This window comes from Nonomuraea sp. NPDC049028 (assembly GCF_043197735.1).
Lineage (GTDB): Bacteria > Actinomycetota > Actinomycetes > Streptosporangiales > Streptosporangiaceae > Nonomuraea.
The window spans coordinates 211212-237243 of sequence record NZ_JBICTR010000009.1; the positions used below are offsets into that span (position 1 = coordinate 211212).

At 70.9% G+C, this 26032-nt stretch carries 25 protein-coding genes; 14 read left to right on the plus strand and 11 right to left on the minus strand.

Going from position 1 to position 26032, the window contains the following annotated elements; genetic code table 11:
• Window positions 1-18 precede the first annotated feature (18 nt).
• Both ACGFJ2_RS34500 and xseA read left to right on the plus strand, forming a co-directional pair.
• Entirely contained in the window at window positions 19-1140 is a 1122-nt protein-coding gene (locus ACGFJ2_RS34500; protein WP_393475431.1) for a hypothetical protein, read from the plus strand.
• A gap of 27 nt (window positions 1141-1167) precedes the next feature.
• A complete protein-coding gene (xseA, locus tag ACGFJ2_RS34505) occupies window positions 1168-2421 on the plus strand; it encodes an exodeoxyribonuclease VII large subunit (protein WP_357944093.1) in 1254 nt (417 codons plus the stop codon).
• Window positions 2422-2520: 99 nt separating this feature from the next.
• Here xseA and ACGFJ2_RS34510 read toward each other — a convergent pair whose 3' ends face one another.
• Window positions 2521-3111 carry a TetR/AcrR family transcriptional regulator gene (locus ACGFJ2_RS34510; protein WP_393475433.1) on the minus strand — a complete coding sequence of 197 codons (591 nt, stop codon included), beginning with the start codon at window positions 3109-3111 and terminating at the stop codon, window positions 2521-2523.
• Window positions 3112-3199: 88 nt separating this feature from the next.
• Between ACGFJ2_RS34510 and ACGFJ2_RS34515 the strand changes: the two genes are divergently transcribed.
• A complete protein-coding gene (locus ACGFJ2_RS34515; RefSeq protein ID WP_357944089.1) occupies window positions 3200-3610 on the plus strand; it encodes a nitroreductase family deazaflavin-dependent oxidoreductase in 411 nt (136 codons plus the stop codon).
• 61 nt (window positions 3611-3671) lie between these two features.
• Here ACGFJ2_RS34515 and ACGFJ2_RS34520 read toward each other — a convergent pair whose 3' ends face one another.
• From ACGFJ2_RS34520 to ACGFJ2_RS34530, 3 genes are all read right to left on the minus strand, one after another.
• Window positions 3672-3938, minus strand: coding sequence for an exodeoxyribonuclease VII small subunit (locus ACGFJ2_RS34520; RefSeq protein WP_225296495.1), 267 nt, complete (start codon window positions 3936-3938; stop codon window positions 3672-3674).
• 86 nt (window positions 3939-4024) lie between these two features.
• Window positions 4025-4561, minus strand: a complete 537-nt coding sequence (locus tag ACGFJ2_RS34525) for a DUF4245 domain-containing protein (protein ID WP_357944087.1) — start codon at window positions 4559-4561, stop codon at window positions 4025-4027.
• Between the two features lie 11 nt (window positions 4562-4572).
• Window positions 4573-5181, minus strand: a complete 609-nt coding sequence (locus ACGFJ2_RS34530; RefSeq protein ID WP_393475436.1) for a TetR/AcrR family transcriptional regulator — start codon at window positions 5179-5181, stop codon at window positions 4573-4575.
• Window positions 5182-5263: 82 nt separating this feature from the next.
• Between ACGFJ2_RS34530 and glpX the strand changes: the two genes are divergently transcribed.
• On the plus strand, window positions 5264-6298 hold the full coding sequence (gene glpX / locus ACGFJ2_RS34535) for a class II fructose-bisphosphatase (protein WP_393475438.1): 1035 nt from the start codon (window positions 5264-5266) through the stop codon (window positions 6296-6298).
• Window positions 6299-6302: 4 nt separating this feature from the next.
• Here the strand turns inward: glpX and ACGFJ2_RS34540 are convergent, their stop codons facing one another.
• A complete protein-coding gene (locus ACGFJ2_RS34540; RefSeq protein WP_357944081.1) occupies window positions 6303-6953 on the minus strand; it encodes a DUF1707 domain-containing protein in 651 nt (216 codons plus the stop codon).
• A gap of 75 nt (window positions 6954-7028) precedes the next feature.
• On the minus strand, window positions 7029-7580 hold the full coding sequence (locus tag ACGFJ2_RS34545) for a TetR/AcrR family transcriptional regulator (RefSeq protein WP_357944079.1): 552 nt from the start codon (window positions 7578-7580) through the stop codon (window positions 7029-7031).
• A 73-nt stretch (window positions 7581-7653) separates the two neighbouring features.
• Here ACGFJ2_RS34545 and ACGFJ2_RS34550 point away from each other — a divergent pair, with 73 nt between their 5' ends.
• The 3 genes from ACGFJ2_RS34550 (at window position 7654) to ACGFJ2_RS34560 (ending at window position 10504) form a co-directional block, all read left to right on the plus strand.
• Window positions 7654-8361 carry an SDR family oxidoreductase gene (locus ACGFJ2_RS34550; RefSeq protein WP_363989726.1) on the plus strand — a complete coding sequence of 236 codons (708 nt, stop codon included), beginning with the start codon at window positions 7654-7656 and terminating at the stop codon, window positions 8359-8361.
• Complete coding sequence (locus ACGFJ2_RS34555; protein WP_393475443.1) at window positions 8358-9197, plus strand: SDR family NAD(P)-dependent oxidoreductase; 840 nt, start codon at window positions 8358-8360, stop codon at window positions 9195-9197. Before ACGFJ2_RS34550 ends, ACGFJ2_RS34555 begins: the two co-directional genes overlap by 4 nt.
• 146 nt (window positions 9198-9343) lie before the next feature.
• Complete coding sequence (locus ACGFJ2_RS34560; protein WP_393475446.1) at window positions 9344-10504, plus strand: MFS transporter; 1161 nt, start codon at window positions 9344-9346, stop codon at window positions 10502-10504.
• A gap of 3 nt (window positions 10505-10507) precedes the next feature.
• On the opposite strand, the gene ACGFJ2_RS34565 is transcribed toward ACGFJ2_RS34560, so the two are convergent.
• The 3 genes from ACGFJ2_RS34565 to ACGFJ2_RS34575 are packed head-to-tail and all read right to left on the minus strand — an operon-like array spanning window position 10508 to window position 13680.
• Window positions 10508-11308: a TIM barrel protein gene (locus ACGFJ2_RS34565; protein ID WP_363989734.1), complete on the minus strand. Its 801-nt coding sequence runs from the start codon at window positions 11306-11308 to the stop codon at window positions 10508-10510.
• The gene (locus ACGFJ2_RS34570) at window positions 11305-12243 is read right to left on the minus strand and encodes a Gfo/Idh/MocA family oxidoreductase (protein ID WP_357944069.1); all 939 of its coding nucleotides are present in this window, start codon (window positions 12241-12243) and stop codon (window positions 11305-11307) included. The genes ACGFJ2_RS34565 and ACGFJ2_RS34570 overlap by 4 nt, the downstream gene beginning before the upstream one ends.
• Before the next feature lie 48 nt (window positions 12244-12291).
• Window positions 12292-13680, minus strand: a complete 1389-nt coding sequence (locus ACGFJ2_RS34575) for a PLP-dependent aminotransferase family protein (RefSeq protein ID WP_393475451.1) — start codon at window positions 13678-13680, stop codon at window positions 12292-12294.
• 68 nt (window positions 13681-13748) lie between these two features.
• Here ACGFJ2_RS34575 and ACGFJ2_RS34580 point away from each other — a divergent pair, with 68 nt between their 5' ends.
• Together ACGFJ2_RS34580 and ACGFJ2_RS34585 are read left to right on the plus strand one after the other, a co-directional pair.
• On the plus strand, window positions 13749-14612 hold the full coding sequence (locus tag ACGFJ2_RS34580) for a DMT family transporter (RefSeq protein WP_393475454.1): 864 nt from the start codon (window positions 13749-13751) through the stop codon (window positions 14610-14612).
• A gap of 168 nt (window positions 14613-14780) precedes the next feature.
• On the plus strand, window positions 14781-16433 hold the full coding sequence (locus ACGFJ2_RS34585) for a fumarate hydratase (protein WP_225296469.1): 1653 nt from the start codon (window positions 14781-14783) through the stop codon (window positions 16431-16433).
• A 152-nt stretch (window positions 16434-16585) separates the two neighbouring features.
• Here ACGFJ2_RS34585 and ACGFJ2_RS34590 read toward each other — a convergent pair whose 3' ends face one another.
• A complete protein-coding gene (locus ACGFJ2_RS34590; RefSeq protein WP_214639679.1) occupies window positions 16586-16774 on the minus strand; it encodes a DUF5999 family protein in 189 nt (62 codons plus the stop codon).
• Window positions 16775-17549: 775 nt separating this feature from the next.
• Here ACGFJ2_RS34590 and ACGFJ2_RS34595 point away from each other — a divergent pair.
• The 3 genes from ACGFJ2_RS34595 (at window position 17550) to ACGFJ2_RS34605 (ending at window position 22066) form a co-directional block, all read left to right on the plus strand.
• Window positions 17550-18659 carry a serine/threonine-protein kinase gene (locus ACGFJ2_RS34595; RefSeq protein ID WP_357944060.1) on the plus strand — a complete coding sequence of 370 codons (1110 nt, stop codon included), beginning with the start codon at window positions 17550-17552 and terminating at the stop codon, window positions 18657-18659.
• 35 nt (window positions 18660-18694) lie between these two features.
• A complete protein-coding gene (locus ACGFJ2_RS34600; RefSeq protein ID WP_393475459.1) occupies window positions 18695-20578 on the plus strand; it encodes a protein kinase in 1884 nt (627 codons plus the stop codon).
• Between the two features lie 96 nt (window positions 20579-20674).
• Window positions 20675-22066, plus strand: a complete 1392-nt coding sequence (locus ACGFJ2_RS34605) for a class II fumarate hydratase (protein WP_357651720.1) — start codon at window positions 20675-20677, stop codon at window positions 22064-22066.
• Between the two features lie 37 nt (window positions 22067-22103).
• On the opposite strand, the gene trpD is transcribed toward ACGFJ2_RS34605, so the two are convergent.
• Complete coding sequence (gene trpD / locus ACGFJ2_RS34610) at window positions 22104-23141, minus strand: anthranilate phosphoribosyltransferase (RefSeq protein WP_393475462.1); 1038 nt, start codon at window positions 23139-23141, stop codon at window positions 22104-22106.
• Window positions 23142-23401: 260 nt separating this feature from the next.
• Between trpD and ACGFJ2_RS34615 the strand changes: the two genes are divergently transcribed.
• Both ACGFJ2_RS34615 and ACGFJ2_RS34620 read left to right on the plus strand, forming a co-directional pair.
• Entirely contained in the window at window positions 23402-24154 is a 753-nt protein-coding gene (locus ACGFJ2_RS34615) for an SDR family NAD(P)-dependent oxidoreductase (RefSeq protein WP_357944054.1), read from the plus strand.
• Between the two features lie 7 nt (window positions 24155-24161).
• Window positions 24162-26024 (plus strand): GAF domain-containing protein, encoded by a 1863-nt coding sequence (locus ACGFJ2_RS34620; protein ID WP_357944052.1) that lies wholly within the window; start codon window positions 24162-24164, stop codon window positions 26022-26024.
• The last annotated feature ends 8 nt before the right edge of the window (window positions 26025-26032 follow it).

A 26032-nucleotide genomic window follows, 5' to 3' on the forward strand; every position in this document is an offset into this window, starting at 1 on the left:
ACCTCCCAGGGAGACGTCATGTCCCTCAGCGACGTGATACGCAACATCACGAAGACCATCACCAACAAGGACGAGCTGAAGGAGAAGGCCAAAGACCTTCCCCTCCTCGTGATCCAGACCACTTTGAGCGCGGCCGGTCAGGCGCTGCTGCTCGTCGACCGGATGAAGAACTCGATCAAGGGGATCGGCGGCAAGGAGGACAAGGAAGCGGACCACGACTCCCGCCCGTCCGCCGCCGACCAGGTGACGCCGCCCGTGACCGCGGACGAGGAGGTGGCGAAGCCCGCTCGCAAGGAGCCGGTCATCTTCGCGCCGCGCCCCACGCCGTCCGACACCCCCGCGTCCAACGGCTCCCCCAAGACCAAGCCGGACCCGGTCATCTTCGCCCCGGCGGCCAAGCCGAAGCCCGAGGCCACCACCGAGACCGCTGCCGCCGCGCCCGCCCCGGTGACCACTCCCGAGCCGGTGGCCGCGTCTGAGGCCGCGACCGTTGAGCCCGCCGTGGCGCCCGAGCCCAAGACCGCGCCTGAGGCCGCGACCGTTGAGCCCGCTGTCGTGCCCGAACCCGTCGCCGTCCCTGAGCCCAAGATCGCGCCCGAGCCTGAGGCCGCCACCGTCGAGCCTGCGGTCGCCCCCGAGCCTGAAGTCGCCACCGTCGAGCCCGCTGTCGCCCCCGAACCGGTGGCCGGGGCGGAGCCGGTCGCGCCGGAGGCCGTCGAGGTCAAGCCCGCGCGGGCCACCAAGCCCCGGACCCCTGCCAAGCCTCGGGCCGCCGCCAAGCCGAAGGCCGCCCCCAAGGCCAAGGCCGCCACGGAGACGGTGACCGCCACCGAGACCGAGGCGACCACCGAGGCGGAGGCAAGCCCCGAGGCAAAGACCACCCCCAAGCCGAAGGCGACTCCCAAGGCGAAGGCCACCGCCGAGGCAGCGGCCGTCACCGAGACGAAGGCCGCCACCGACCTGGCCGAGCCGCTGCCCGGCTACTCCGAGCTGACCGTCGCCTCCCTGCGCGCCAGGATGCGCGGCAAGTCCGCCGAGCAGATCACCGAGCTCATCGCGTACGAGCAGGCCACGAGCGGGCGGCCCGAGGTTGTCCGGATGTTCGAGAACCGCCTGGTCAAGCTGCAGGCCGGGGAATAAGTCGTCCCGGCACCGTAGTCTTCCGCCATGACCTCGAAGACCTCGCCCGAGTCTCCGCTGCCGATCCGCACCGTCCTGCAGATGGTGGGCGGCTGGATCGGCAAGCTGGGCACGGTCTGGGTCGAGGGCCAGATCACCGATCTGAGCGCGCGTGGCGGCACGGTGTTCATGACGCTGCGCGACCCGGTGGCCAACGTGTCGGCCCGGGTCACCGCCCCGCGCGGCGTCTACGAAGCGACCATGCCCCGCCCGGCCGACGGCGCGCGGGTCGTGGTGCACGTCAAGCCCGACTTCTGGGTCAACAAGGGCTCGTTCGCCTTCACCGCGCTGGAGATCAGGCCGATCGGCGTGGGCGAGCTGCTCGCGCGGCTCGAACGGCTGCGCCAGCTGCTGGCCGCCGAGGGCCTGTTCAACGCCGACAGGAAGCGGCGGCTGCCGTTCCTGCCCGGCACGGTCGGGCTGATCTGTGGCCGCGACTCGGCGGCGGAGCGTGACGTGCTGGAAAACTCCAGGCGCCGCTGGCCGGCCGTGCGGTTCAAGGTCGAGGAGGTGGCCGTCCAGGGCCCGTACGCCGTGGGCGAGGTCACCGAGGCGCTGCGTAAGTTCGACGCGGACGCCGAGATCGAAGTGATCGTCATCGCCCGTGGCGGCGGCTCCCTGGAAGACCTCCTGCCGTTCTCCGACGAGACGCTGGTGCGCTCCGTGGCCGCCTGCCGCACTCCTGTCGTGAGCGCGATCGGCCACGAGCAGGACAGTCCGCTGCTCGACCTGGTGGCCGACGTACGGGCCTCGACGCCGACCGACGCCGCCAAGAAGGTGGTGCCCGACGTGGGCGAGCAGCTCACGCTGGTGCGTCAGCTGCGTGACAGGGGTCGCAGGGTGCTCGGCGGCTGGCTCGACCGGGAGATGTCCTGGCTGACGTCGGCGCGCTCCCGGCCCTCGCTGGCCGACCCGGTGCGCGAGCTCGAACGCCGGGCCGAGCAGGTCGAGGCGCTCCGCGACCGGACCAGGCGCTCGCTGGGCGGCTCGCTCGACCGCGCGGAGGACTCACTGTCGCATCTCCGCGCCCGGCTCGTCGCCCTCTCGCCCGCCGCCACGCTCGAACGCGGCTACGCCATCGTCCAGGATCCGTCCGGGGAGGTCGTCCGGCTGGCCAAGGACGTGGCCCCCGGCTCCCTGCTGACGATCCGGCTCAGCGACGACCGCCTGACCGTCCGTACGGAAGACCCCGCCAAACCCCGCAAGCCCCGCAAGAAGGCTTCCGACGAAACCGCCTCCTGAGCCGGCTTTCGGGGACGGCCCGCTCCCGACCTGGCTTTTTAGCGGGCGCTTGGCTCTCGAAACCGCTTGAACCGGACTTCGAGGGCGACCTGCCTTGCCTCATGTTCTGATCGCCTGGGTCAAGGCGTCGAATCCGGCCTTGATCTCCTCGATCGACATGCCACGTTGGTCCCGCTGGTACTGGAGCAGATGGGCGTTGATCGGCGCCAGCAGCGCGTCGGCCAGGAAACTCGCGCCTTCCGGGCGTACCTGGGCGAGGAGTCCGGCCAGGTGGGTGTGATGCGCCCTGTACGCCCCACTGAGCTGTGCGGTCGGCGGCCCGAGCAGCAGGAACAGGTCCATCTGCGCCACCACCCGATCGATCAGCGCGTGCAGGAACGCCCGGATCCGCTCGGCAGGAGGCGCGCCCGGCCCGATCGGCGGCGGCCCGCGCAGGAAGTCTTCTTGGAAGCGCCGCTCGCGATCGTCGATCAGCGCCAGCACCAAACCGGCCCGATCCCCGAAGCGACGGTAGACGGTGCCGACCCCCACGCACGCCTCACGAGCGACCTCGTCGAGGGAGAGCCGGCCGATACACCCGTCGGCGACCATCTTGGCGGCCACTTCGACGATCTTCTGCCTGTTGCGGGCCGCGTCAGCCCGTTCGGGCTGGGGCTGCCCGATGATCGGCAGGGATCGACGCTCGCACACAGACTGAGCATAAACGTGGTAAACGGAAATATCTCCGGCTAGGCTTTGGCTGCCATAAATGGAGAAATTTCCGATTCGAGGAGCGATCATGGCGAACGACTTCAACGAGCAGATCATCGCCGAGTTCCGTGCCAACAAGGGCAAGGTCGGGGGCATGTTCGAGGGTGCCAACCTGTTGCTTCTCACGACCACGGGCGCCAAGAGCGGCAAGCGCACGACCAGCCCGGTGATGTACTTCGAGGACGGTGACCGCTACATCGTCATCGCCTCGTACGCCGGCGCGGACCACCACCCGGCGTGGTACCACAACCTGGTCGCCAACCCCGAGGTGACCGCCGAGATCGGGACGGAGACGTACGAACTCACGGCCGAGGTCGTGGGCGAGGAAGAGCGCGACAGGCTCTATGCCCACGTGGTCACGATCGCCCCGGGTTTCGCGGAGTATCAGGAGAAGACCACCCGCCGCATCCCGGTAGTGGCCCTCCACCGCTCCGCCTGACGGGCATCAGCGGCCAGAACGAGCGTCGTCCGGCTGTGGGACGTCGTCCGGCTGTGGGCGACTAGAACGGGGCGTCGTCCGACTGGTTGGTGGTGGGGTCGGCGCGGCGGGCCATGGCGGCGGCGAGCTTCACCCTGGCGCCCTGTAGCCACTCCTCGCAGATGGCGGCCAGCTTCTCGCCGCGCTCCCACAGCTCGATCGACTGCTCCAGGGTGAGCCCGCCCGTCTCCAGGCGGCGCACCACCTCGGTCAACTCCTCGCGGGCCTGCTCGTATGAGGGTGCCTTCTCTTCTGCCACGGGCACCACCCTAGAGTCAGGCACCGACATCCCGCGCCCTGGCCCGCCGAGGAGCCCCGGCGAGGAGCGGGTCAGACTCTCGCCTCCGGCCGCCGCCTCCCGGTCGGAGGCGTGGGTCAGCTTGTCGGCTTCGGTCGCTGTTGCAGGATGGCGGCCAGCTCGCCCAGCTCGGTCCAGTCGGCCGTGCCGGTGACGACCAAGGTGACCTCCGGCAGCACCCGGATCAGCGAGCGCTGGTTCTTGTCCTCGCGGAAGCGCTGTTCCCAGGGTTGCCCGGCCACCTGCTGGGTGCCCACGGCCCGGTTGGAGTTGGCCATCCGGTCGGCGAACCCGGCGGCCGGCTTCTCGTCGCTCTGCACGAACATGGCGTGCTGCCTCTTGGCCGTCGCATAGCCCAGGTAGAGGACCTGGGCCCCGCCGGAGCCCTTGGCGATCTTGTTGCTGTTGGGGATCCAGCCCGCCGGGTCCTTCGCGGGCGCCCACACCTGGTAGGGCACGTCATGTGCGAAGTTGGCGACGGTGATGGAGTAGTTGAGCTTGGGAATGTGCTCCTCCCGGCTCTGCGGCGTGACCAGCAGGAACAGCCCTACCCCCACAAGACAGACGAGCAGGGCTACCGCGTAGCCGTAGAAACCTTCCGTGAACCGTCGCACAACTGGCGAGATTACCCGCTGGTGATGCCGCCCGACGAAGCGGCCGGGCGGATCTGGCCGATGATGGCGAGCACGTCCTCGGCCAGCGCGGGGTCGTCCGACAGCACCACCTCGGAGACGGCGGCCGCGAGCGCGCCCGTGAGGACGACCACCAGTGCCCCTTGGTCCTCGAAGAGCGCGGCGTTGCGCTCGGCCCATTTGCGCAACCGGGCGCGCATGACGAGCTCGAAGCCGGGCGGCCCGTCGCCGCGCAGGAACAGCGCGGCGAGCTCGCGTTCCTCGATGCACCCGTCGAGGTAGGCGCGGGCGGCGCGGATGAAGACCCGCATCGGGTCGCTCTCTCCTTCGGCGCGAGCCTCGCGGGCGGCCTGCTTGGTCCGCTGGGCCTGCCTGCCCTGCCACTCCTCGAACAGCGTGAGGTAGAGGTCGGCCTTGCCGGAGAAGTGGTGGTAGAGGCTGCCCACGCTGGCATCGGCCTTGGCCACCACATCGGTCACTCCGGCCTCGGCGAAACCCTTGGAGACGAAGACGTCTCTGGCGGCCTTGAGTAGCGCGCTGCGCGTGGCCGCGCCTCGCCCGGAGGTGCGGGCTGTCGCCGGTTGTTCCACATCGCTGCTCATGGCAGGCACATTATCCTCCGGTGACCGGGGATACAGGGACAACTACGATCGAGACAGTTTGTCCACGAGGAGGCCCTTCATCATGTCCGATCAGACGTCCGTACCCGCAGCGCTGGCCACGGGAGAGCGCGCCCCTGATCGCAACCTGGCTCTGGAACTCGTACGCGTCACCGAGGCGGCCGCGATGGCGGCGGCCCGCTGGGTGGGCAGGGGCGACAAGAACGGCGCTGACGGCGCCGCGGTCAACGCGATGCGCCAGCTGATCAACACCGTGTCGATGAACGGGTTGGTGGTCATCGGGGAGGGCGAGAAGGACCACGCCCCGATGCTGTTCAACGGCGAACGCGTCGGCGACGGCAGCGGCGCCGACTGCGACGTGGCCGTGGACCCGATCGACGGCACCCGGCTGACGGCGCTCGGCATGCCGGACGCGGTGTCGGTGATCGCGGTGAGCGAGCGCGGCTCGATGTACGACCCGTCGGCCGTGTTCTACATGGAGAAGCTGGTCACCGGCCCCGACGCCGCTGACGTGGTCGACATCGAGGCTCCGGTGGCCACGAACATCCAGGCGGTCGCCAGGGCCAAGGGCTGTTCGTCCTCCGACGTGACGGTCGTCGTACTCGACCGCCCGCGGCACGAGCAGATGGTCAAGGAGATCAGGGAGACCGGGGCGCGGATCAAGTTCATCGTCGACGGCGACGTGGCGGGCGCGATCATGGCGGCCCGCGCCGACACCGGCATAGACCTGATGCTGGGCATCGGCGGCACGCCCGAGGGCATCGTGGCCGCGTGCGCGCTCAAGTGCCTGGGTGGTGTCATCCAGGGCAAGCTGTGGCCGCGCGATGACGCCGAGCGGCAGAAGGCGCTCGACGCCGGGCACGACCTCGGCCAGGTGCTGACCACGAACGACCTGGTGCGTTCTGAGGATGTGTTCTTCGCGGCGACCGGCATCACGCAGGGCGAGCTCATGCAGGGCGTACGGTTCAGGGGCGGGGTGGCGCTGACGCACTCGCTGGTGATGCGCGGGCGTTCCGGCACCATCCGCAAGGTGGACAGCGAGCACCAGCTCACGAAGCTGCGCGCCTACAGCGCGATCAACTTCGACACGGCCGGATAGGGGATCAGCGGCGGCGCTTGCGGCGGGGCGGCTCTTTGACCTTGACGTCGCCCACGAAGTTCGTGGTGCGCACCTCGACCACCGGCGCTTCGGGCTCGGTCGGCTGCTTGGTCAGCCGGACCGTGCTGCCCTTCGCGACGCGGATCACCTCAAGGCCCTCGGGCACGTGGATCTCCAGACCGCCGAAGACCAGCGTCGCGTTGATGATGACGCGCCGGTTCTGCAGGATGGCTTCGCGGAGGTCCAGCTTGGTGGTGCCGAACATGGCGGTCACGGTCAGCTCGGCGGGCACCACCCAGCGTCCGCCGCGCTGCTCCTGCTTGAAGAACGCCGACACCGGCCTGCCGTCGAGGTTCAGCGGTTGCTGCTCCGCCGGCAGCAGGTCGGCCGTCACCGCGGCGAGCTCGCCCAGCGTCCGGGCCGCGTAGACGACGCCGAGCCGTTCCTCCAGCTCGTCGAGCATGAGGCGGCCGTCGGCGTGGGCGTCCTGGAGCACCTGGACGAACCGCTCGCGATCGTCGTCGGAGGCGCGTAGTTCGTCCGGGCGCGGGCCGCTGTCATCCTCCTTGGGGCGGCGTGCCGAGACCCATTCCTCGGCCAGCCGTTCTCCGACTTCCTGCAGGCGTGGCAACCAGGATCCCGGGCGTTCATTCACACTTCTGACGATATCCGGCAGGCGGCCACTTCGCTCGCGCCTCGGTCGCCGCGCCAGCCGAAAGTGCCCCGAAAGTCAGCCGAGCCGCGCGACCAGGGCCGCTATCTCCTCCGCGAGCCTCTCGTCGACTTCGGCGTGGCGGTTGAGCAGGCGGTACCACATGGCGCCGAAGATCAGATCGACCGCTAGCTCCACGTCCACGTCGGCCGGGAGCGCGCCGCGTTCCAGCACCGAGCGCAATGCCTGCCGGCGCGGGCCGATGAGCTTGGCCCGCAACTCCTCGGCGAACCGGGGGTCGGCCTGGGCGTCGGCCATGAGACCCACGACCACCCGCCCGGCCACGCCATGGGCCACCGCGAACGTCTCGCGCAGGAAAACGACCAGGTCCGTCCCCGCGTCCCCACTGATGGGCGGGGGCCGCATCTCTGCCCCCACCAGGTCGGTCATCGCCTCCAGCAGCACCTCGCGCTTGGTCGGCCACCAGCGGTAGAGGGTCTGCCTGCCGACGCCCGCCGCGGCGGCGACGCCCTTCAGGGTGACGTTCGGGTATCCGTCGCGCTCGCACAGGTCGAGCGCGGCCTTGAGGATCGCCTTCCTGGCCACCTCGCTACGCGGTCTGCCTACCATGCCCGCCACTTTACAAGACACGATGCCTCGATATAGTTTCGAGGCAAGATGTCTTGAATTAGGAGGAAACGCGATGCGAGTCGTGATCATTGGCGGCACCACGGGCATCGGGCTGGCGACGGCGGCCCGGCTGGCGGCCGACGGCGCCGAGGTGGTCATCACCGGCCGGTCCGCCGAGCGGGTGGCGGCCGCGGTGAAGCTGCTCGGCGACCGGGCCTCGGGCGAGGCCGTGGACGCCCGTGACACCGAGGCGATGCGCGATCTCTTCGCCCGTACCGGTGCCATCGACCACCTGATCATCACCGTGACCGGCCGCGGGCCCGCCGGGCCGCTGCGCTCGCTGACGCGGGAGGCGCTGGTCGAGGCCGTACAAAACAAGCTGATCCCGCACCTGCTGGCCGCGCAGGCCGCTCTGGACGTACTCGATCCCGAGGGTTCGATCACATTCGTGACCGCGGCGTCGGCGGGCTCGGCCTTCCCCGGCGTCTCCGCTCTGGCGGCGGTGAACGGCGCGATCGAGGCCGCGGTGCCCGGCCTGGCGGTCGAGCTCGGCCCCATCCGGGTGAACGCCGTCTCCCCCGGCGTGATCGACACCGAGTGGTGGTCCGGGCTCCCCGACGACGCGCGGGAGGCCCTGTTCGCCCACGCGGCGGGGAGCTCGCCGGTCGGCCGGGTGGGCCGGCCGGAGGACGTGGCGGCGACGATCGCCTACGTGGTGGGCAACTCGTTCGTCACCGGAACGGTGCTGACCGTCGACGGAGGGGGCAGGCTGAAGGCATGAGGACGATCCTGATCACCGGCGCGACGGATGGGCTCGGGCGGGAGCTGGCACGACGGCTCGCCGCCGGCGACCGCGTCATCGTGCACGGACGCGACCCGGAGCGGGTACGGCGGGCGCGGGCCGACGCAGAGCGGGCCGACCCGGAGCGAGTACGGCGGGAGCAGGCCGACGCGGGCGGCACTACCGAAGGCGTTCTGGCCGATCTGGCCGATCTGCGCCAGGTGGACCGGCTGGCCGACGAGGTGCTCGACCGGTTCGACCGGCTCGACGTGCTGGTCAACAACGCCGGGATGGGCGGCGGTCCGCCCGGCTCCGGCCGCGCGGAGAGCCGGGACGGCGTCGAGCTCCGCTTCGCGGTCAACTACCTGGCCGGATACCACCTGACCCGGCGGCTGCTCCCGCTGCTCGTCAAGTCGGCGCCGTCGAAGGTGGTGAACGTCGCCTCGGCCGGGCAGCAGGCGATCGACTTCGCCGACCCGATGCTGACCCGCGCCTACGGGCGCCAGCGCGCGTACAACCAGAGCAAGCTCGCGCAGATCATGTTCACCTTCGACCTGGCCGAGGAGCTGGCCGGGCAGGGGGTGACGGTCAACGCCCTGCATCCGGCCACGTACATGGACACCACGATGGTCCGTGAGGCGGGTGCGCCGGTGATGAGCACGGTCGACGAAGGCGTGGCGGCGACGCGGCAGTTGATCGACGGGCTCGACGGTGTGAGCGGGCGTTACTTCAACGGGCTGCGGGAGAGCCGGGCCGATGCCCAGGCATACGACCTCGCGGCGCGGAAGCGGTTGCGCGAGCTCAGCGACGATCTCGTACGGCGAGCGCTGGGCTGATCCACGAGCCACCACCGGCACGGGGCGGCGTCGGCACACGGGCGGCGGTGTCACGGGGTTGTGACGTCACACTGGCATGGTGGCGAAAGAGCTGGCCAAGCGGCTAACCTGACCCCGCCTCACGTTCCCCCCATCAGGAGGCCGCCGTGCCGACTCCTCGTGATCGCCAGGCCCGTATAGCCACGTTCGTCGTGTACGCGGTGCAGGGCCTCTCGTTCATCACGCTGCTCGCCCAGGTCGCGAACCTGCAGACCAAACACCGGCTCGACGAGGGCGCCCTGACGATCCTGCTGCTCATCGTGCCGGTCTTCGCCGGGCTGGGCAGCGTGGGCGCCGGGTGGTTCGCCTCGCGCAAGGGGAGCAAGCCGCTGCTCCGCCTCGCGCAGCCGGTCGTGGCCGTCGCCGTGGTGCTCATCAGCCTCGCGCCGAGCGTGCCGCTGCTGGTACTCGCGTTGCTGCTGTTCGGCCTCGGGCTCGGCGCGGTCGACGCGGGCATCAACATGCAGGGCGTGGCGGTCGAACGTCGTTACGGGCGGGCCGTGCTGAACGGTTTCCACTGCATGTGGAGCGTGTTCAGCACGGCCGGGGCGCTGTGGGCATCGGTCGCGGCCGAGCTTCCCTTGATCGTCACGATGACGGTTCCGATGGTCGTGGCGGTGGCGGGCTCCCTGTACGCCGGGCCGCAACTGTGCACCGTCGAGGAGGAGAAGGTCGAGGAGACCACCGCTACGGCCGCCGGCGGGTTCCCGTGGAAGCCGATCATCCCGCTCTGCCTGGCGATGGCCTTCCTGTACGTCGGGGACGCCTCGGTCTCCAACTTCAGCACCGTCTACATGCAGCAGGTGCTGGCCGCGAGCCCCGCCGTCGTCCCGCTGGCCTACGCCGCCTACCAGGCCACCACGCTGCTGATCAGGCTCGGCGGCGACGCCGCCGTCAGGAAGTACGGACCGGCGGCGATCGTCAGGATCGGCGGCGGGATCGCCGCCCTCGGCTTCCTGGGCATCGTCCTGGCGCCCAGCCAGCCGCTGGCCATCCTGGCGTTCGGCCTGACCGGGGTGGGGCTGTCGGTGATCGCGCCGCAGTCGTTCTCGGCGGCGGGGCGGCTCGACCCGGCGGGGACGGGGGTGGCCATCGCGCGGGTCAACATGTTCAACTACGTCGGCTTCATCGTGGGCGCGGCGCTGGTCGGCGGCATCGCCAGCGCCAGCGACATGCAGGTGGCGTTCGCCGCGCCGCTGGTGCTGTCCGCCGTGATCATCGTCCTGGCCAGGGGATTCGAGCCGCGACGGGTCAAAGAGATCGCATGACAGTCAGCCGACCCCCAGGTAGGCGAGGCTCCGCCGTACGTCGTGGATCGGCTCGTCCCCCGGACCGGACAGGACCACGTCCTGCTCCATGACGTACCAGCCCTGGTAGCCGCTGCTCTCGAGGCCGGAGACGATGCCCGCGATGTCCACGTCACCCTGCCCGAGCGGCCGGTAGACGCCCGCGCGCACGGCCTGCGTGTACGTGAGCTCGCCGCGGGCGACCTGCCGGGCGAGCGACGCGTCGACGTCCTTGAGATGGACGTGCGCGACGCGGCCGGGGTCGGCCGCGGCCAGGGCGGCCGGGTCGGTACCGCCGATCAGCAGGTGACCGGTGTCGAGACAGAGCGGGATCGAGCTGCCGCCGAGCACCCGGTCGACCTCCTCGCGGGTCTCGATCATGGTGCCGACGTGCGGGTGCAGGGACGCTCCACGGCCGTACGCCGCGGCGATCCGGTCGAGGTTGGCCAGCAGCGTCGCCCAGCCCTTCTCGTCGAGGACCGGCCGGGTGTCGTAGCCGTCGGCGCCGGTGGCCGCCGCCAGCACGAGCATGCCCGGCGGGTCGGGGGGCAGCCCGGGGAGCGGATCGTGACCCGGATCGTGCAGCACCACGGGCACGAACCCGCCCGCGACGCTCAGGCCGTACTCCTCGATGAGGGCGGGTGTCAGGAAGCCGTCCGGGCCCAGCTCGGTCGCGGTGAGGCCGAGGTCGCGCATCTCGGCGAGCACCCGCTCGGGCGGAAGCTGGAAGCCCCAGCCGGGCACCTCGCACACGCCCCACGAGATGGGCGCTCCAGCCAGGTTCATCCGGTCACCTCCGCGACCTCGACGGGGCGGTGTTCGCGGCGGGAGAGCTCGGCGGCCTCGGCGACGTACAGGGCCGCCAGGGCGTCTTCGATGGAGCACAGGCTCACGTCGCTGCGCAGGAAGCAGTCGATCTCGGCGGCGTACGCGTCGGCGAAGCGGGTGACGAAGTCGGGCCACGGCTCCCCGGGCGGTTGCAGGCCCTCCGAGCTGCTCAGGGGCGCGCGCGGCCCGAGGCCGACGGCCCGGGTGCCCTTGGTGCCGGCCAGTTCCATGCGCACGTCATAGCCGGCGCCGTTGTAGCGGGAGCCCTGCAGGGTGGCCAGCGTGCCGTCGTCGAGTGTGAGCAGCGCGGCGCTGGTGTCGACGTCGCCTGCCGCGCCGAAGAAGGCGGCGCCCCGGTTCGCGCCGGTCGCGTACACGGACACCACCTCGCGTCCTGTCACCCAGCGCAGGATGTCGAAGTCGTGGATGTGGCAGTCGCGGTAGAGGCCGCCGGACAGCGGGATGTACTCGGCGGGCGGCGGCGCCGGATCCGCGGTAATGAGGTGAACCCGGTGCAACTCCCCCAGCTCACCCCCGCGCAGCGCCATCGCCGCGTCGATGTAACCGGGGTCGAACCTGCGCTGGAAGCCGATCTGCACCCGGTTGCCCCGGCTGGCCGCGAGCACCTCCACGGTCTCCTTGACGCTCCCCGCGACCGGTTTCTCGCAGAACACCGGGATGCCCAGCCCGCACGCCTTCAGCAGGAGCTCGGCGTGCGTGCTGGTCGGCGAGGCGATGACCAGCGCGTCCGCCTCGAAGGGGTCTCCCGGTCTGCCGTACGGCGACTCACGTACGGGATCCGAGACGATCAGCTCGTCCACCAGCGGATGTGCGGCCAGGGTGGCCGCGTGAAACGCGCCGATCCTGCCCAAGCCCAGCAGTCCCACGCGCATGGCGCCTCCAATGAGATGGGGATTTCTTTCTAAGCGTGACCTTCTCCATCAGTCAATATTTTGTCCTGACATTCTGACCTTTAAGCCTTGGATGACCCCTGCGGCGCGGTGGGCGGGGAGGCGGGCGAAGCCGACTACGACCCCGGGCGGTCCTGGCGTGAGACGCGTCGGGCCGACCGGGTCGGCGGCCAGGCCCAGCTCGCGCGCCGGCCGTACGAAGGCGTCCTCGTCCGAGCCCGGCGGCAGGTCCAGATAGGCGTGCAGGCCCGCCGCGATGCCCCGGACGCGCACCTCGGGCAGGTGCTCGGCCACCGCCTTGACCAGGGCGTCCCTGCGGCGCCGGTACTCCCGGCGCATCCGGCGCAGGTGCTTGTCGTAGCCGCCGGTACGCAGGAAGTGGGCCAGGGCGTACTGGTCGATGACCGGCGAGCCCAGGTCCAGCTCGCCTCTCGCCTGCCGCATGGACTCGGCCAGCTCGGCGGGAGCCGCCACCCAGCCGAGCCGCAGGCCAGGGGCCAGCGCCTTGCTGACGCTGCCGGAGAGGACCACCCGGGCGGGGGCGAGGCCCTGCAGGCAGCCGACGGGGTCGCGGTCGAAGCGGAACTCGGCGTCGTAGTCGTCCTCCAGGACGACCCCGCCGCTCTCGACGGCCCACTCCATGAGGGCGGCCCGCCGGGCCGGGGAGAGCACGACGCCGGTGGGGTACTGGTGGGCGGGGGTGACCAGGACCGCGTCCGCGCCACGGGCCCGCAGCGCCGTCACGTCGAGGCCCTGGTCGTCCACCGGGACCGGGACGAGCTCGGCGCCCGCCCGGCGGAGGAGGGGGACCTGGCGGTGGCTGTTCGGGTCCTCCACGGCCAGCCGCAGGCCGCCGGTCCGCTTGGCGAGCACGTGCAGCGCCAGGCTGAGCCCCTGGGCCACCCCACCGACGATCACCAGGTTGTCGGGGTGCACGTCCGCGGCCCGGACCCGCCTGAGGTAGCCGGCCAGCTCGTCGCGAAGCTCCCGGACGCCGCCGGGGTCGCCGTAGTCGAACGCGTCGGAGTGCATCGTGGTGAGCACATGACGTACGGAGGCCAGCCAGCGTTCCCGGGGGAAGCACCCGAGATCGGGAGAGGTGGGGCGGTGACCGTAGTGCGGACCGCACGCGGCGACCTCCGGGCGGGCGGTGGCCGCCACCGAGCCGCGGGACGGCGCGGGGGCCACCAGGGTGCCCGCGCCGACGCGGGAGATCAGGAAGCCCTCGGCCACCAACTGCTCGTAGGCTTCGACCACGACGCCGCGCGAGACCTGAAGGTCGGCGGCCAGGTCGCGGCTGGCGGGGAGGCGGGTGCCCGGCGTGAGGCGACCACGCCGGATGGCCTCACGAAGCTCCGAGGCGATCTGCCCGGCGATGCCCCCTTGATCACGATTTATCGTGACATGTAGGTCTGCCACATTGGTCCATCCTTTTGGCGGGACATTGGACTGCTGTTATGAGCCATTGTGTCCCTAGTCTCCTTTTCATGAGAAGCGGAGTCGCCGGGGCCGCCGCCGCCATGTTCCTCGTGGGGACGCTGGCGGGCGTGTCCGGCCTTATCCAGGACTACCCCGTGTACGGCGGGCAGGCGGTGCGCTACCTGGTCGCGGCGGTGATCTGGCTCGTCGTCATCCGGGCGCTCGGCCTGCGGTTCGTCCGGCTGACGCGGCGCGAGACGCTGCTGCTCGTCGGCCTGACGCTGCTCGGGCTGGTGCTGTTCAACATGTGCGTGATCGAGTCGACCCGCACCTCCGGCCCCGCGCTGGTCGGGACCGTACTGGGCACCGTGCCGCTCGCCCTGGCGCTGCTCGGCGGCCGTCCAGCGCCCCGGCTGCTGACCGGCGCGGTGGTCGTGGTGGCGGGCGCGACGCTGGCGACCGGGCTCGGCAGCGGCGACCTGCCCGGCCTGCTGTGGGCGCTGGGCGCGTTGGTGGGCGAGGTCAGCTTCTCGATGCTGGCCATCCCGCTGCTGCCGAAGCTGGGGGCGATCCGGCTGTCGGCGTACTCGACGGTGCTGGCCGTCCCCATGCTGGCCACGATCGGCCTGGTCAAGGAGGGCACCGGCATGCTCAGGACACCGACCACGGCACAGGCCCTCGGCTTCGTCTACCTGGCGGTCGTGGTGACCGTCCTGGCCTTCTTCCTCTGGTACACCGCACTGCCCAAGCTCGGCCCGGGCCACGCGGGCCTGTTCGCCGGCCTCATCCCGGTCGGGGCGATCACCACCGGCCTGGCTTTGGGCATCGCCACCCCAACGGTCTTCGACCTACTGGGCGCCTCATTGGTGATCGCGGGCATCCTGGTCGGGCTGACCACCACGAGGAAACGGGAACCGGTCCACATCGGCTAAGACCACCCAGATAGCCCACATCACGCACGTCACGGCGGCCCGCCACCTCCACCGGAGGAGCGTGTCCCTGGACAGGGCCCGGCCATGGTCGGCGGGTGGGGCCCACCGGGCTGGCCGTAAAAAAGACTGGTAGAAAAGATAGGCTCTGTGCGGCGAATGGGGAGGATCATGGGCGAGTTCGATTACAGCGAGTTGCTGCCGCTGGGGGCCGACGAGACGCAATACCGGCTCATCACGCCGGACGGCGTGCGGCGGGTCGAGGCCGCCGGGCGCAGCTTCCTCGAAGTGGAGCCCGAGGCCCTGCGGCTGCTCACCGAGACCGCGATCCACGACATCTCCCACTTTCTCCGTCCTTCGCACCTCGCCCAGCTGCGGAAGATCGTCGACGACCCCGAGTCCAGCGGCAACGACCGGTTCGTCGCACTCGACCTGCTGAAGAACGCCTCCATCTCGGCCGGCGGCGTGCTGCCCATGTGCCAGGACACCGGCACCGCCATCGTCATGGGCAAGCGCGGCCGCCACGTCCTCACCGACGGGCGCGACGCCGAGCACATCTCGCGCGGTGTCTACGACGCCTACACGCGCCTCAACCTGCGCTACTCGCAGATGGCGCCGCTGAGCATGTGGGAGGAGAAGAACACCGGCAGCAACCTGCCCGCCCAGATCGAGCTCTACGCCGAGGACCCCTACGGCCACGCGGACGAGTACAAACTGCTGTTCATGGCCAAGGGCGGCGGATCGGCCAACAAGTCGTTCCTGTACCAGGAGACCAAGGCCGTGCTCAACGAGAAGCGGATGCTGGCCTTCCTGGAGGAGAAGATCCGCTCGCTCGGCACCGCGGCCTGCCCGCCGTACCACCTGGCGATCGTGGTCGGCGGCACGTCGGCCGAGTACGCGCTGAAGACGGCCAAATACGCCAGCGCCCGCTACCTCGACTCGATCCCCACCTCCGGCTCCCCCTCCGCGCACGGTTTCCGCGACCTGGAGCTGGAGGCCAAGGTCTTCGAGCTGACGCAGAAGCTCGGCATCGGCGCCCAGTTCGGCGGCAAGTACTTCTGCCACGACGTACGCGTGATCCGGCTGCCCCGGCACGGCGCGTCCTGCCCGGTGGCCATCGCGGTGTCCTGCTCGGCCGACCGGCAGGCCCTGGCCAAGATCACGCCAGAGGGCGTCTTCCTGGAGCAGCTGGAGACCGATCCGGCCCGCTTCCTGCCGGAGACCACCGACGAGCACCTCTCGGACGACGTCGTCACCATCAACCTCAACCGGCCCATGCCGGAGGTCCTGGCCGAGCTGTCGAAATATCCGGTGAAGACGCGGCTCTCGCTGACCGGCCCGCTCGTGGTCGCCCGCGACATCGCGCACGCGAAGATCGCCGAACTGCTCGACGCGGGCGGCGAGATGCCGCAATACCTGAAGGATCACGCCGTCTACTACGCGGGCCCGGCCAAGACGCCGGAGGGCTACGCGTCGGGTTCGTTCGGCCCCACGACCGCCGGGCGGATGGACTCCTACGTGGAGCGCTTCCAGGCCGCCGGCGGCTCAATGGTGATGCTGGCCAAGGGCAACCGGTCGAAGCAGGTGACCGACGCCTGCAGGGAGCACGGAGGCTTCTACCTGGGGTCCATCGGCGGGCCCGCGGCCAGGCTGGCCCAGGACTGCATCAAGAAGGTGGAGGTCCTGGAATATCCGGAGCTGGGGATGGAGGCGGTGTGGAAGATCGAAGTGGTCGACTTCCCCGCGTTCATCGTCGTCGACGACAAGGGTGACGACTTCTTCACCGATCGCACCGGGCCGGTCCTGTCGATCGGCCGCCGCTGACGCTCTCGCGGACCGGTCGCCGAAAGGGTGCCGGGTGAGCCGTCTCCGGCCGCTCGGCACCGGCGGTCGGATGGCGCTCAGGCGGCACCCGTTAGGTGAAGCTCAGACGACACCGGTCAGGTGACACTTAGACGGCACTGGTCATTAACGGCTCAAGCGGCCACGAGACCGCGGTGGGGCGCGACGACGGAGCCGTCTGGAAGGAGCAACCCGGTGTCCTCGAACAGCACCACGCCATTGCACAGCAGGCTCCAGCCCTGATCAGGGTGAGCCGAGATCACGTGTGAAGCCTCACGGTCGGGTGAGTCGGCGGTGGGACAAAGCGGGTAGTGACTGCACATCGTGCACCTCTCAGGTGGCGCTCCTGTTGTGGGTTTCAAAAGGGCAGCTGTCGCCCCGACGGCGTGCGAAGGTCCAGTGCGGGTGCGACCGGCCTCTTTGCCGGTCGGCGACGAACCTGACTCTGGCGCATCCTCATCACGTCCCTCAACGAACTCGTCTCGGTTATTGGTTCCGGTAAGCACCAGGGCGTTTGTCCCCAGTGTGACCGCCGCCACTGACAGTTTCGGCCGTCTCCGGGTTCATCCGATCCCCTTAACTTCAGTCTGCCCCTGGGCCCTTACGACACCCTTACAAACTGCTGACGGCTGCGTCAGGCCCCTATGAGCAACCCTGCCGGACGCCTGCGAACTTCTTGCGGGCATCGCGCACAATCCTGGTGACCAACTTGGGCCGATTGCTATATCCGCAGGTCAGCGACCAGAGGCAGATTCGGACTGGCACCCTGCCGAGGCCCTCGGGCGCGACAAGGGCGAGCTCGGCGGCCATGGAACTTGGCGCGTTCCCGAAGCGGACGGCGGTACGCGGGGGTACGGAGCCGGGGTGTGGGGCCGGGGAACCGCTGGGCGGACGGCTGGCCATCGAGCGCGTTTACCACCATGATGGGAACACCGCCGGTGTTCGACGCCTGGGAGCACGCCTACTCCCTAATCAACTGGACCGATGCGGACGGCAGGTTTGCTGACGGCACGAGTCAGACCAGTTGACTTAACTTCGCAACAATTTATCGGCCCCGCCTCTACTGGTCGGTTTAGACAAATAGGTAAGCTGCCTGCCATGCGTGCGCCCTCCGGTTACCTACTAGCCGCGCGCTACCGGCTTCTGGAGCCGGTCGGCCGCGGCGGCATGGGTACCGTTTGGCGAGCGCACGATGAGCTGCTCGACCGGCACGTGGCGGTCAAGGAGGTCCGGCTGCCGGCCGTGCTCGACGAGGAGCTGCGGGCCGAACTGTGCGCCCGCACCGAGCGCGAGGGCAGGGCGACCGCGATGGTCGCGCACCCGTCGGTCATCACCGTGTTCGACGTGGTCACCGAGGACGACCGGCCGTGGATCGTGATGGAGCTGCTTCAGGCCAAGTCCCTTGAGCAGCTGATCCTTGAGGGCGGACCGCTCCATCCCCGCAAGGCGGCCGAGATCGGGCGGCAGATCCTCGGGGCGCTGCGGGCCGTACACGCCAAGGGGATCCTGCACCGCGACGTGAAGCCCAGCAACGTGCTGGTGATGGAGGACCGCGCGGTCCTGACGGACTTCGGGCTGGCCGCACTGGAAGGTGACGTTTCTATTACCCAGGCGGGCATCGTGCTGGGTTCGGCGGGATACATCGCTCCAGAGCGGGTGCTGGGGTCCAAGGCCAGTCCGGCCGGTGATCTGTGGTCGCTCGGCGCGACCCTCTACACCGCCGTCGAGGGCCGGGGCCTGCACGGGCGCCGCACTGCCGCCGCCGCGCTGGCCGCGCTCACCAGCGGCGAGCCGATCCCGATGACGAAGGCCGGGCCGCTGGCGCCGGTTCTCGACGCGCTGCTGCGCATCGACCCGCAGACCAGGCTCGACTCCGTACGCGCCTCGTTGATGCTGGCCAGGGTCGCGGCGGGCGGCTCCGCGGAGGAGCCGCTGGCCCCGACCAGATCGGTACGGCCGGCGCCGGTGATCACCACTCCCTCTTTCGCGCGCAGGCCCGCACACCGCGGGCTGCACCGAGCAGAGGCCACCGCGGCCGCTTTGGCGGTCCCGCCACCACGTCAGGAACGTAAACCGGGTGAAGGCGTCCATCGGAAACGGGTCGAGCCCCGACCTACACCATCCGCTTATGCCCGTTTCAAAGCGACGGTGATAAAGTTGTGCCTTCCTCGACGGTTCTGGCCAAGAGAACTTCGCAAGCGAGGGTAAAGCACTTCCCAAGCGAGAATCGATATCTTCTTCTCATGCCGGAACAGCAGACACGCCTGCTCGCGGAGCGCTACGAGCTCATCGCGCCCCTCGGCCGAGGGACCATGGGCACCGTATGGCGCGCCCGCGACCGCGCGCTCGGGCGCGAGGTGGCGGTCAAGGAAATCCGCCAGGACCCGGGTCTCACCGAGGAACAGCGGTCTGAGCTGCGCGAGCGCATGGTCCGGGAGGGGCGCATCGCCGCCCGGATCCAGCACCCGTCCGTCGCCGCGATCCACGACGTGCTCATCCACGACAACAGCCCGTGGATCATCATGGAGCTCATCGAGGCCCGCTCCCTGGAGCAGGTGATCGACGAAGAGGGCCCGCTGCCGCCCCGGCTGGTGGCGGAGATCGGCGTCGACCTGCTCGGCGCGCTGCGCGCGGCGCACTCCCAGGGCATCACGCATCGCGACGTCAAGCCGGGCAACGTGCTCATCACCGAGAACGGCCGCGTGGTGCTGACCGACTTCGGCATCGCCAAGGCCGAGGGCGACTCCCGGCTCACCAAGACCGGCATGGTCATCGGTTCGCCCGGATACACGGCGCCGGAGCGGGCCAGGGGCGAATACACCGGGCCCGAGTCCGACGTCTGGTCGCTGGGCGCGACGCTGTACTTCGCGGTCGAGGGCCGTCCCGCGTACGAGCGGTCCACGATCGCGGAGACGCTCGCCGCGCTGCTGAGCGAGAACGCCGACCCGCCCACCCAGGCCGGGCAGCTGCGGCCGGTGCTGACCGGGCTGCTGGACAAGGACCACAAGCGGCGACTGTCGGCGGCCAAGGCGGAGACCTTGCTCAGGATGATCGCCGACACGCCCACGAGCGAGATGCCGGCGATCACGGCGGAGGCCCTGATCGCCCAGGAGGCCGGCGTGCCCGACTCGAACGACACGGCGCCCGCCGTACAGCCCCCCAGGGCGGCCGGCACGTGGGGTCCCCCACCCGGCCGTGGGGCGCAGGCTCCGGCCGCGGCGGCCGGTCGGGACGCGCGGTCCCCGCACGCCGCGACGGACTCGAGCGGAATGACGCCGGGCGGAGCGGGTCCGAGCGGCCAGGCGCCGGGCGGGGCGTTCGGTCCCGGTGGGCAAGCCGATCCGCGCGGGCAGGGGCCGATGGGCGGGTCACAGGGGCCCAGGCCCGGTCCGAACGCGTTCGGCACGCCCCCGCAGGGCCCCCAGACAGGAGCACAGGCCGCACGGGCAGGCGGGGCGACCGGAGCGCGGCCACACGGCCCCGCAGGTGCCCCTCCCGGATCTCCCGGAACTCCCGGGTCTTCTGGATCCACGGGCGCGCCATCCGGCCCTGTGGGCGGCCCGCACGGCTCCACGGGCGCTCCGTCCGGGCCCGGTGGCCCTCAGCGTGGCGCCGGAGGGCCTGGCGCCCCGACCGGGCCTCGCCCGAGCGGTGCGTACGACCCCGAGCGGACCATCAGCGTGGCGCGTCCGAAGACCCCCATGCCCCAGGACCCGTCTCGGGGTGGCTCCGACGAGCAGAGCACCGTCACCACCCGCATCCACCACCCTCCGGGGCAGCAGGTCTACCCGGTGCCCCCGCCCCAGCAGAACCCGCGCGGCCCCCAGCCCGGTGGGCCACAAGCAGGGCCGCCCTATATGGGACCGCAGGCTGGACCTCCCATGGGACCGATGGGGCCGCAGCAGGGGCCGCCGACCGGCCCGCACCCAGGCCCGTCACGCCCGGCAGGGCAGTCGGGGCAGGAGCGCCAGGCCGGGCAGGGGCTGGGAACGGACCTGTTCGCCATCGCGAAGGAGCCCGAGCAGGGCCCCACGGGCAACCGCAACGGGATGCTGGTCCTGATGGCCGTGGCCGCGGCCGCCGCCGTGGTGATCGCCGTCCTCATCGTGGCGCTGCTGTCCAGCTGAGCCGAGACAGCCGCGTCCTGTCGAGCTGAGCTGGCGCGGCCTCGTCGTGGCGCCCCTTTCGGGCTGTTCCGGGATGCGTGAGCCAGACTGGGAGGCATGAGCGAGTTCCGCATTGAACATGACTCCATGGGTGAGGTGCGCGTTCCGGTCGGAGCCAGGTGGCGCGCGCAGACGCAGCGGGCGGTGGAGAACTTCCCGGTGTCCGGACGGCCGCTGGAGCCGTCGCACATCGCCGCGCTCGGCCTGATCAAGGCGGTCGCCGCCGAGGTCAACGGAGAGCTCGGCGTGCTGGAGAAGGACCTGTCCGAGGCCATCGCCCAGGCCGCGGCCGACGTCGCGGAGAACGAGCACGACGATCACTTCCCGATCGACGTCTTCCAGACCGGTTCCGGCACCTCCTCGAACATGAACGCCAACGAGGTCGTCGCGACGCTGGCCGAGGAGCGGCTGGGCCGCCCCGTGCACCCGAACGACCACGTCAACGCCTCGCAGTCGTCCAATGACGTGTTCCCGACCTCGATCCATGTGGCGGCGGCGACGGAGGTGACCTACCACCTGCTGCCCTCCCTGGAACACCTGGCGGCGGCGCTGCGAGCCAAGGCGATCCAGTTCGACCAGGTGGTGAAGTCGGGGCGGACGCACCTCATGGACGCCACGCCTGTGACTCTGGGGCAGGAGTTCGGCGGCTACGCCACGCAGATCGAGCACGGCTCCGTACGGGTGAAGACGGCGCTCGGCCACGTACTGGAGCTGCCGCTGGGCGGTACGGCGGTGGGCACCGGCATCAACACCCCGCCGGGCTTCGCGAAGCTGGCGATCGAGAAGCTGCGCGAGGCGACCGGGATCCCGTTCAGGGAGGCGATGGACCACTTCGAGGCGCAAAGCGCCCAGGACTCCATCGTCGAGCTGTCGGGGCAGCTGAAGGTGGTCGCGGTCTCGCTCAACAAGATCGCCAACGACCTGCGGTGGATGGGCTCCGGGCCGCGCGCCGGGCTGGGCGAGATCAACCTGCCGGACCTGCAGCCGGGCTCGTCCATCATGCCCGGCAAGGTCAACCCGGTGATCCCCGAGGCCACGGCCATGGTCGCGGCGCAGGTGATCGGCAACGACGCCGCGATCACGTTCGCGGGCGCGTCGGGCAGCTTCGAGCTGAACGTGCAGCTGCCGGTCATCGCGCGGAACATCCTGGAGTCGATCCGGCTGCTGGCCAACGTCTCGCGGCTGCTGGCCGACCGGTGCGTGTCGGGGATCACGGCGAACGTGCCACGGCTGCGGGAGTACGCGGAGTCGTCGCCGTCGATCGTCACGCCGTTGAACCGGTACGTGGGCTATGAGGAGGCGGCGAAGATCGCCAAGCAGGCGCTGGCCGAGCGCAAGACGATCCGCGAGGTGGTCATCGAACGCGGCCACGTGTCGGCCGGCCGGCTCACGGAGGAACAACTCGATGCCCTGCTGGACGTACTCTCCATGACCCGGCCCGCCGAGTGACGACGACCTCAGAACGCTCGCCGAGTGACGACGGGCCTCAGGCCGCCCTGTGGGTGGCCTGGGCCCAGCGGGTGAGCAGGGTCTCGGCGGCCCCTGAGTCGACGGCGTCCCCCGCCCGCTTGTAGGCGTGGGCCAGGGCCCCGGTGAGGTCGGCGGCGGGCGGTGTGCCGTCGGCCGCGACCAGGGCGGCGGCCGCGTTCAGCAGGACGATGTCGCGGACCGGCCCCCGCTCGCCCGCGAGGACCGCCCGTGCCACCGCCGCGTTGTGCGCCGCGTCGCCGCCGGCCAGGTCCGATGGGCGGGCTCGTGGGATCGACAGGTCCGCCGGGTCGAAGCGGGTCGGGGTGACCGTGCCCTTGCGGACGAGCCAGATGGCCGAGGGGCCGGAGGTGGTCAGCTCGTCGAGGCCGTCGTCACCGCGGAAGACGAGCGAGGAGCCGCCGCGCTCCGCGAGGACGCCCGCGATGACCGGCGCCAGGTCGGGGTGGAAGACCCCGACCGCCTGGGCGGCCGGCAGGGCGGGGTTGGTGAGGGGGCCGAGGAAGTTGAAGACCGTGGGCACCCCCAGCTCCCGCCGCGCCCCCGAGGTGCGTCTCAGCGCCGGGTGGAAGGTGGGCGCGAAGCAGAACGTGATGCCGACCTCCTCCACGACCCGTGCGACACCGGCCGGCGACAGGTCGATGACCACGCCGAGCTCTTCCAGCAGGTCGGCGGCTCCGGTGGCCGAGGAGGCGGCCCGGCCGCCGTGCTTGACGACCTTGGCTCCGGCCGCCGCCGCCACGATGGCCGCCATGGTCGAGACGTTGACCGTGTTGGCCCGGTCGCCGCCGGTGCCGACCAGGTCGACCGGGTCGCCGGGGATCCTGATGGCCGCCGATCTGGCGAGCATGCCGTCGGCCAGGCCGGACACCTCCGCCACGGTCTCGCCCTTGGCGCGCATGGCGATGGCGAACGCGGCGATCTGGGCGTCCGTGGCGGCGCCCGACATGATCTGGTCCATGGCCCAGGCGGCCTGGCCCGAGGTGAGCGAGGTGCCGTCGAGGAGGGTGCTGAGCAGCGCTGGCCAGGTTGTCACTGGACGCCCTTTCGTCTGAGGTGCTCGACAAGGGGGTCCTGACATGACGACGGCCGCCTCGTCGAGGCGGCCGGGATGCGTATGCGCTAGGAGGACCGCCTAGAAGGCGGGCCACCAGGAGTACGAATACGCGTGCATGGGAGAAACCGTATCAGGCAGGCGGGTGCCATGGCCGCCGGGACACACCACATAAGGGGCCAGCGATCTATGTCGTGGACACCCATGCCGCCCTCGGCCCGCGAGCGCTTAGGCTCGAAGACATGGCGAACGAGCTGACGGGGCGGACGGCGCTGGTCACGGGGGGCGGAGCCGGCATCGGGGCCGCCTGCGCGAGACGGCTGGCCGCCGGCGGGGCGAAGGTGCTGGTCGTCGACCGGAGCGCGGAGTCGGCGGAGAAGGTGGCCGCCGAGGTCGGCGGGGTGCCGGTGGTGGCCGATCTGAGCGATCCGGAGTTCGTCGGCGTGCTGCCGGACGGGCCCGTCGACATCGTGGTCAACAACGCGGGGTTCCAGCACATGGCGGCGATCGAGGAGTTCCCGCCCGAGGTGTTCGCCACGATGCTGCGGGTCATGGTCGAGGCCCCGTTCCGGATCGCGCGGCACGTGCTGCCGGGCATGTACGCGCGGGGGTGGGGGCGGTTCGTCAACATCTCCTCGGTGCACGGGCTGCGGGCTTCGCCGTACAAGTCGGCGTACACGGCGGCCAAGCATGGGCTGGAGGGGTTCTCCAAGGCCCTCGCGCTCGAAGGGGCGCCCCATGGGGTGACCTCCACCTGCGTGTGTCCCGCTTACGTACGGACCGGGCTGGTCGAGGGCCAGATCGCCGACCAGGCGAAGATGCACGGCATCGACCCGGGCGAGGTGGTCGAGGACATCATGCTGCAGCCCGCGGCGATCAAGCGGCTGATCGAGCCCGACGAGGTGGCCGAACTGGTCGCCTACCTGTGCGGCCCCGCCGGGTCGTTCATCACCGGCGTCTCCGTGCCCCTCGACGGCGGCTGGACGGCACGCTAAAGACGCCATGATGAGCAGACAATTCCTCGAATTGCTGGCCAGGGAGGCGTCGGCCGTCGAGTTCGAGGGGCCGATCATCCAGGCCAGGGCCGCCGGTGCCGACGCGGCGACCGTCGAGGAGCTGGAGCTGGCCAAGGTCGACGCCCTCAAGGTGCGCGACCTCCTGAGACGCCGGGCCAGGCGCGAAGCCGAGCTGTCGGCCCTCTACGACACCGCCAACGACCTGGCCGCGCTGCGCGACCTGGACGCGGTGCTGGAGGCGATCGTGCACCGGGCCAGGCAGCTGCTCGCGACCGACACCGCCTACCTCACGCTGCACGATCCGGCGCGCGGCGACACGTACATGCAGGTGACCGACGGCTCGATCTCGGCCAAGTTCCGGGCGCTCAGGCTGGCGATGGGGGCGGGGCTCGGCGGGCTGGTGGCGCAGAGCGCCACGCCGTACGCGACCGCCGACTATTTCGACGACGCCCGCTTCCACCACAAGAACCACATCGACGAGGCCGTCACCGAGGAGGGCCTGGTCGCGATCCTCGGTGTGCCGCTGCGGCTGGGGCAGCGGGTGATCGGCGTGCTGTTCGCGGCCAACCGCAGCCGCCGGCCGTTCCTGCAGGAAGAGGTGTCGCTGCTGGCGAGCCTGGCGGCGCACGCGGCCGTCGCGATCGACAACGCCAGGCTGCTGCAGGAGACCAGGAACGCCCTCGAAGAGCTGTCCACCGCGCACCGCACCGTCAGGGAGCACGGCCAGGCCGTCGAGCGGGCCGCGCTGGCCCACGACCGGATGACCTCGCTGGTGCTGCGCGGCGGCGGCATCGAGGACGTGGCCGCCGTGGTGACGGACGTGCTCGGCGGCTCGCTGGCCGTACTCGATGACCTGGGCCGGCCGATCACCGGAGACGTGGGCGAGCTGGACGCGGGCGTGTTCGAGGCCGCGCAGGCGTCCAGGGCGCTGGGCCGTACCGTGCGCAGGGCGGATCTGCTGATCGCCTCGGTGGACGTCGGCGGTGAGCCGCTCTGCACGCTGATCCTGCGCAGCGACGACGCCGACGAGCGCATCCTGGAGCGGGCGGCGCTGGTCTGCGCGTTGCTGCTGCTGTTCCGCAGGAGCGTGGCCGAGGCGGAGGGCCGGGTGCGGGGCGAGCTGCTCGACGACCTGATCTCCAGGCCCGGCTCCCCCGGCCTGGCCGACCGGGCGCGGCGGCTGGGCGTGGACCTGACCGCGCCGCACGTCGTGGTCGTGGTCCGGCATGACGGGCAGCGCGAGCGGGCCGCCTTCTGGGCGTCGTCGCAGGCCGCCGTGCGCCATGGGCTGGCGGCGGGGCGGGCCGATGAGGTCGTGCTGCTGCTTCCCGGCGGCGACGCGGGCGCCATCGCGCAGCGCGTCGCGGCCGAGCTGAGCACGTCGCTGCACACGCCCGCCACCGCCGGAGCCTCACGCAAGAGCGACGTGGCCGCGGCCTACCAGGAGGCCCGGCGCTGCGCGGAGGCGCTCATCGCGCTGGGCCGGGCGGGTGACGGCGCGAGCGCGAGCGAGCTGGGCTTCGTCGGCCTGCTGGTCGGCGACGGCCGCGACGTGCGCGGCTTCGTCGGCTCGGTGCTCGGCCCGGTGGTCGAGTACGACGCCCGCCGGGGCACCGTCCTGGCCGACACGCTGACCGCCTACTTCGGCTCGGGCGGCTCGCCCTCCCGTACGGCCGAGGCCATGCACATCCACGTCAACACCGTCACCCAACGGCTCGACCGCGTCGGCAAGCTCCTGGGCGACGGCTGGCTGGAGCCGGAGCGGGCGCTGGAGATCCAGCTCGCCCTCCGCCTGCACCGGCTCGGCCACACATCCGCACCACAGACTGTGGGTCGCGACGCCATATGAGTGACGCC

Coding starts and splice junctions, on each gene's coding strand:
- ACGFJ2_RS34500 (WP_393475431.1), top strand. CDS start 19: ATGTCCCTCAGCGACGTGATACGCAACATCACGAAGACCATCACCAAC.
- xseA (WP_357944093.1), top strand. CDS start 1,168: ATGACCTCGAAGACCTCGCCCGAGTCTCCGCTGCCGATCCGCACCGTC.
- ACGFJ2_RS34515 (WP_357944089.1), top strand. CDS start 3,200: ATGGCGAACGACTTCAACGAGCAGATCATCGCCGAGTTCCGTGCCAAC.
- ACGFJ2_RS34520 (WP_225296495.1), bottom strand. CDS start 3,938: ATGTCGGTGCCTGACTCTAGGGTGGTGCCCGTGGCAGAAGAGAAGGCA.
- ACGFJ2_RS34530 (WP_393475436.1), bottom strand. CDS start 5,181: ATGAGCAGCGATGTGGAACAACCGGCGACAGCCCGCACCTCCGGGCGA.
- glpX (WP_393475438.1), top strand. CDS start 5,264: ATGTCCGATCAGACGTCCGTACCCGCAGCGCTGGCCACGGGAGAGCGC.
- ACGFJ2_RS34545 (WP_357944079.1), bottom strand. CDS start 7,580: ATGGTAGGCAGACCGCGTAGCGAGGTGGCCAGGAAGGCGATCCTCAAG.
- ACGFJ2_RS34550 (WP_363989726.1), top strand. CDS start 7,654: ATGCGAGTCGTGATCATTGGCGGCACCACGGGCATCGGGCTGGCGACG.
- ACGFJ2_RS34555 (WP_393475443.1), top strand. CDS start 8,358: ATGAGGACGATCCTGATCACCGGCGCGACGGATGGGCTCGGGCGGGAG.
- ACGFJ2_RS34565 (WP_363989734.1), bottom strand. CDS start 11,308: ATGAACCTGGCTGGAGCGCCCATCTCGTGGGGCGTGTGCGAGGTGCCC.
- ACGFJ2_RS34570 (WP_357944069.1), bottom strand. CDS start 12,243: ATGCGCGTGGGACTGCTGGGCTTGGGCAGGATCGGCGCGTTTCACGCG.
- ACGFJ2_RS34580 (WP_393475454.1), top strand. CDS start 13,749: ATGAGAAGCGGAGTCGCCGGGGCCGCCGCCGCCATGTTCCTCGTGGGG.
- ACGFJ2_RS34585 (WP_225296469.1), top strand. CDS start 14,781: ATGGGCGAGTTCGATTACAGCGAGTTGCTGCCGCTGGGGGCCGACGAG.
- ACGFJ2_RS34590 (WP_214639679.1), bottom strand. CDS start 16,774: ATGTGCAGTCACTACCCGCTTTGTCCCACCGCCGACTCACCCGACCGT.
- ACGFJ2_RS34595 (WP_357944060.1), top strand. CDS start 17,550: ATGCGTGCGCCCTCCGGTTACCTACTAGCCGCGCGCTACCGGCTTCTG.
- ACGFJ2_RS34600 (WP_393475459.1), top strand. CDS start 18,695: ATGCCGGAACAGCAGACACGCCTGCTCGCGGAGCGCTACGAGCTCATC.
- ACGFJ2_RS34605 (WP_357651720.1), top strand. CDS start 20,675: ATGAGCGAGTTCCGCATTGAACATGACTCCATGGGTGAGGTGCGCGTT.
- ACGFJ2_RS34615 (WP_357944054.1), top strand. CDS start 23,402: ATGGCGAACGAGCTGACGGGGCGGACGGCGCTGGTCACGGGGGGCGGA.
- ACGFJ2_RS34620 (WP_357944052.1), top strand. CDS start 24,162: ATGATGAGCAGACAATTCCTCGAATTGCTGGCCAGGGAGGCGTCGGCC.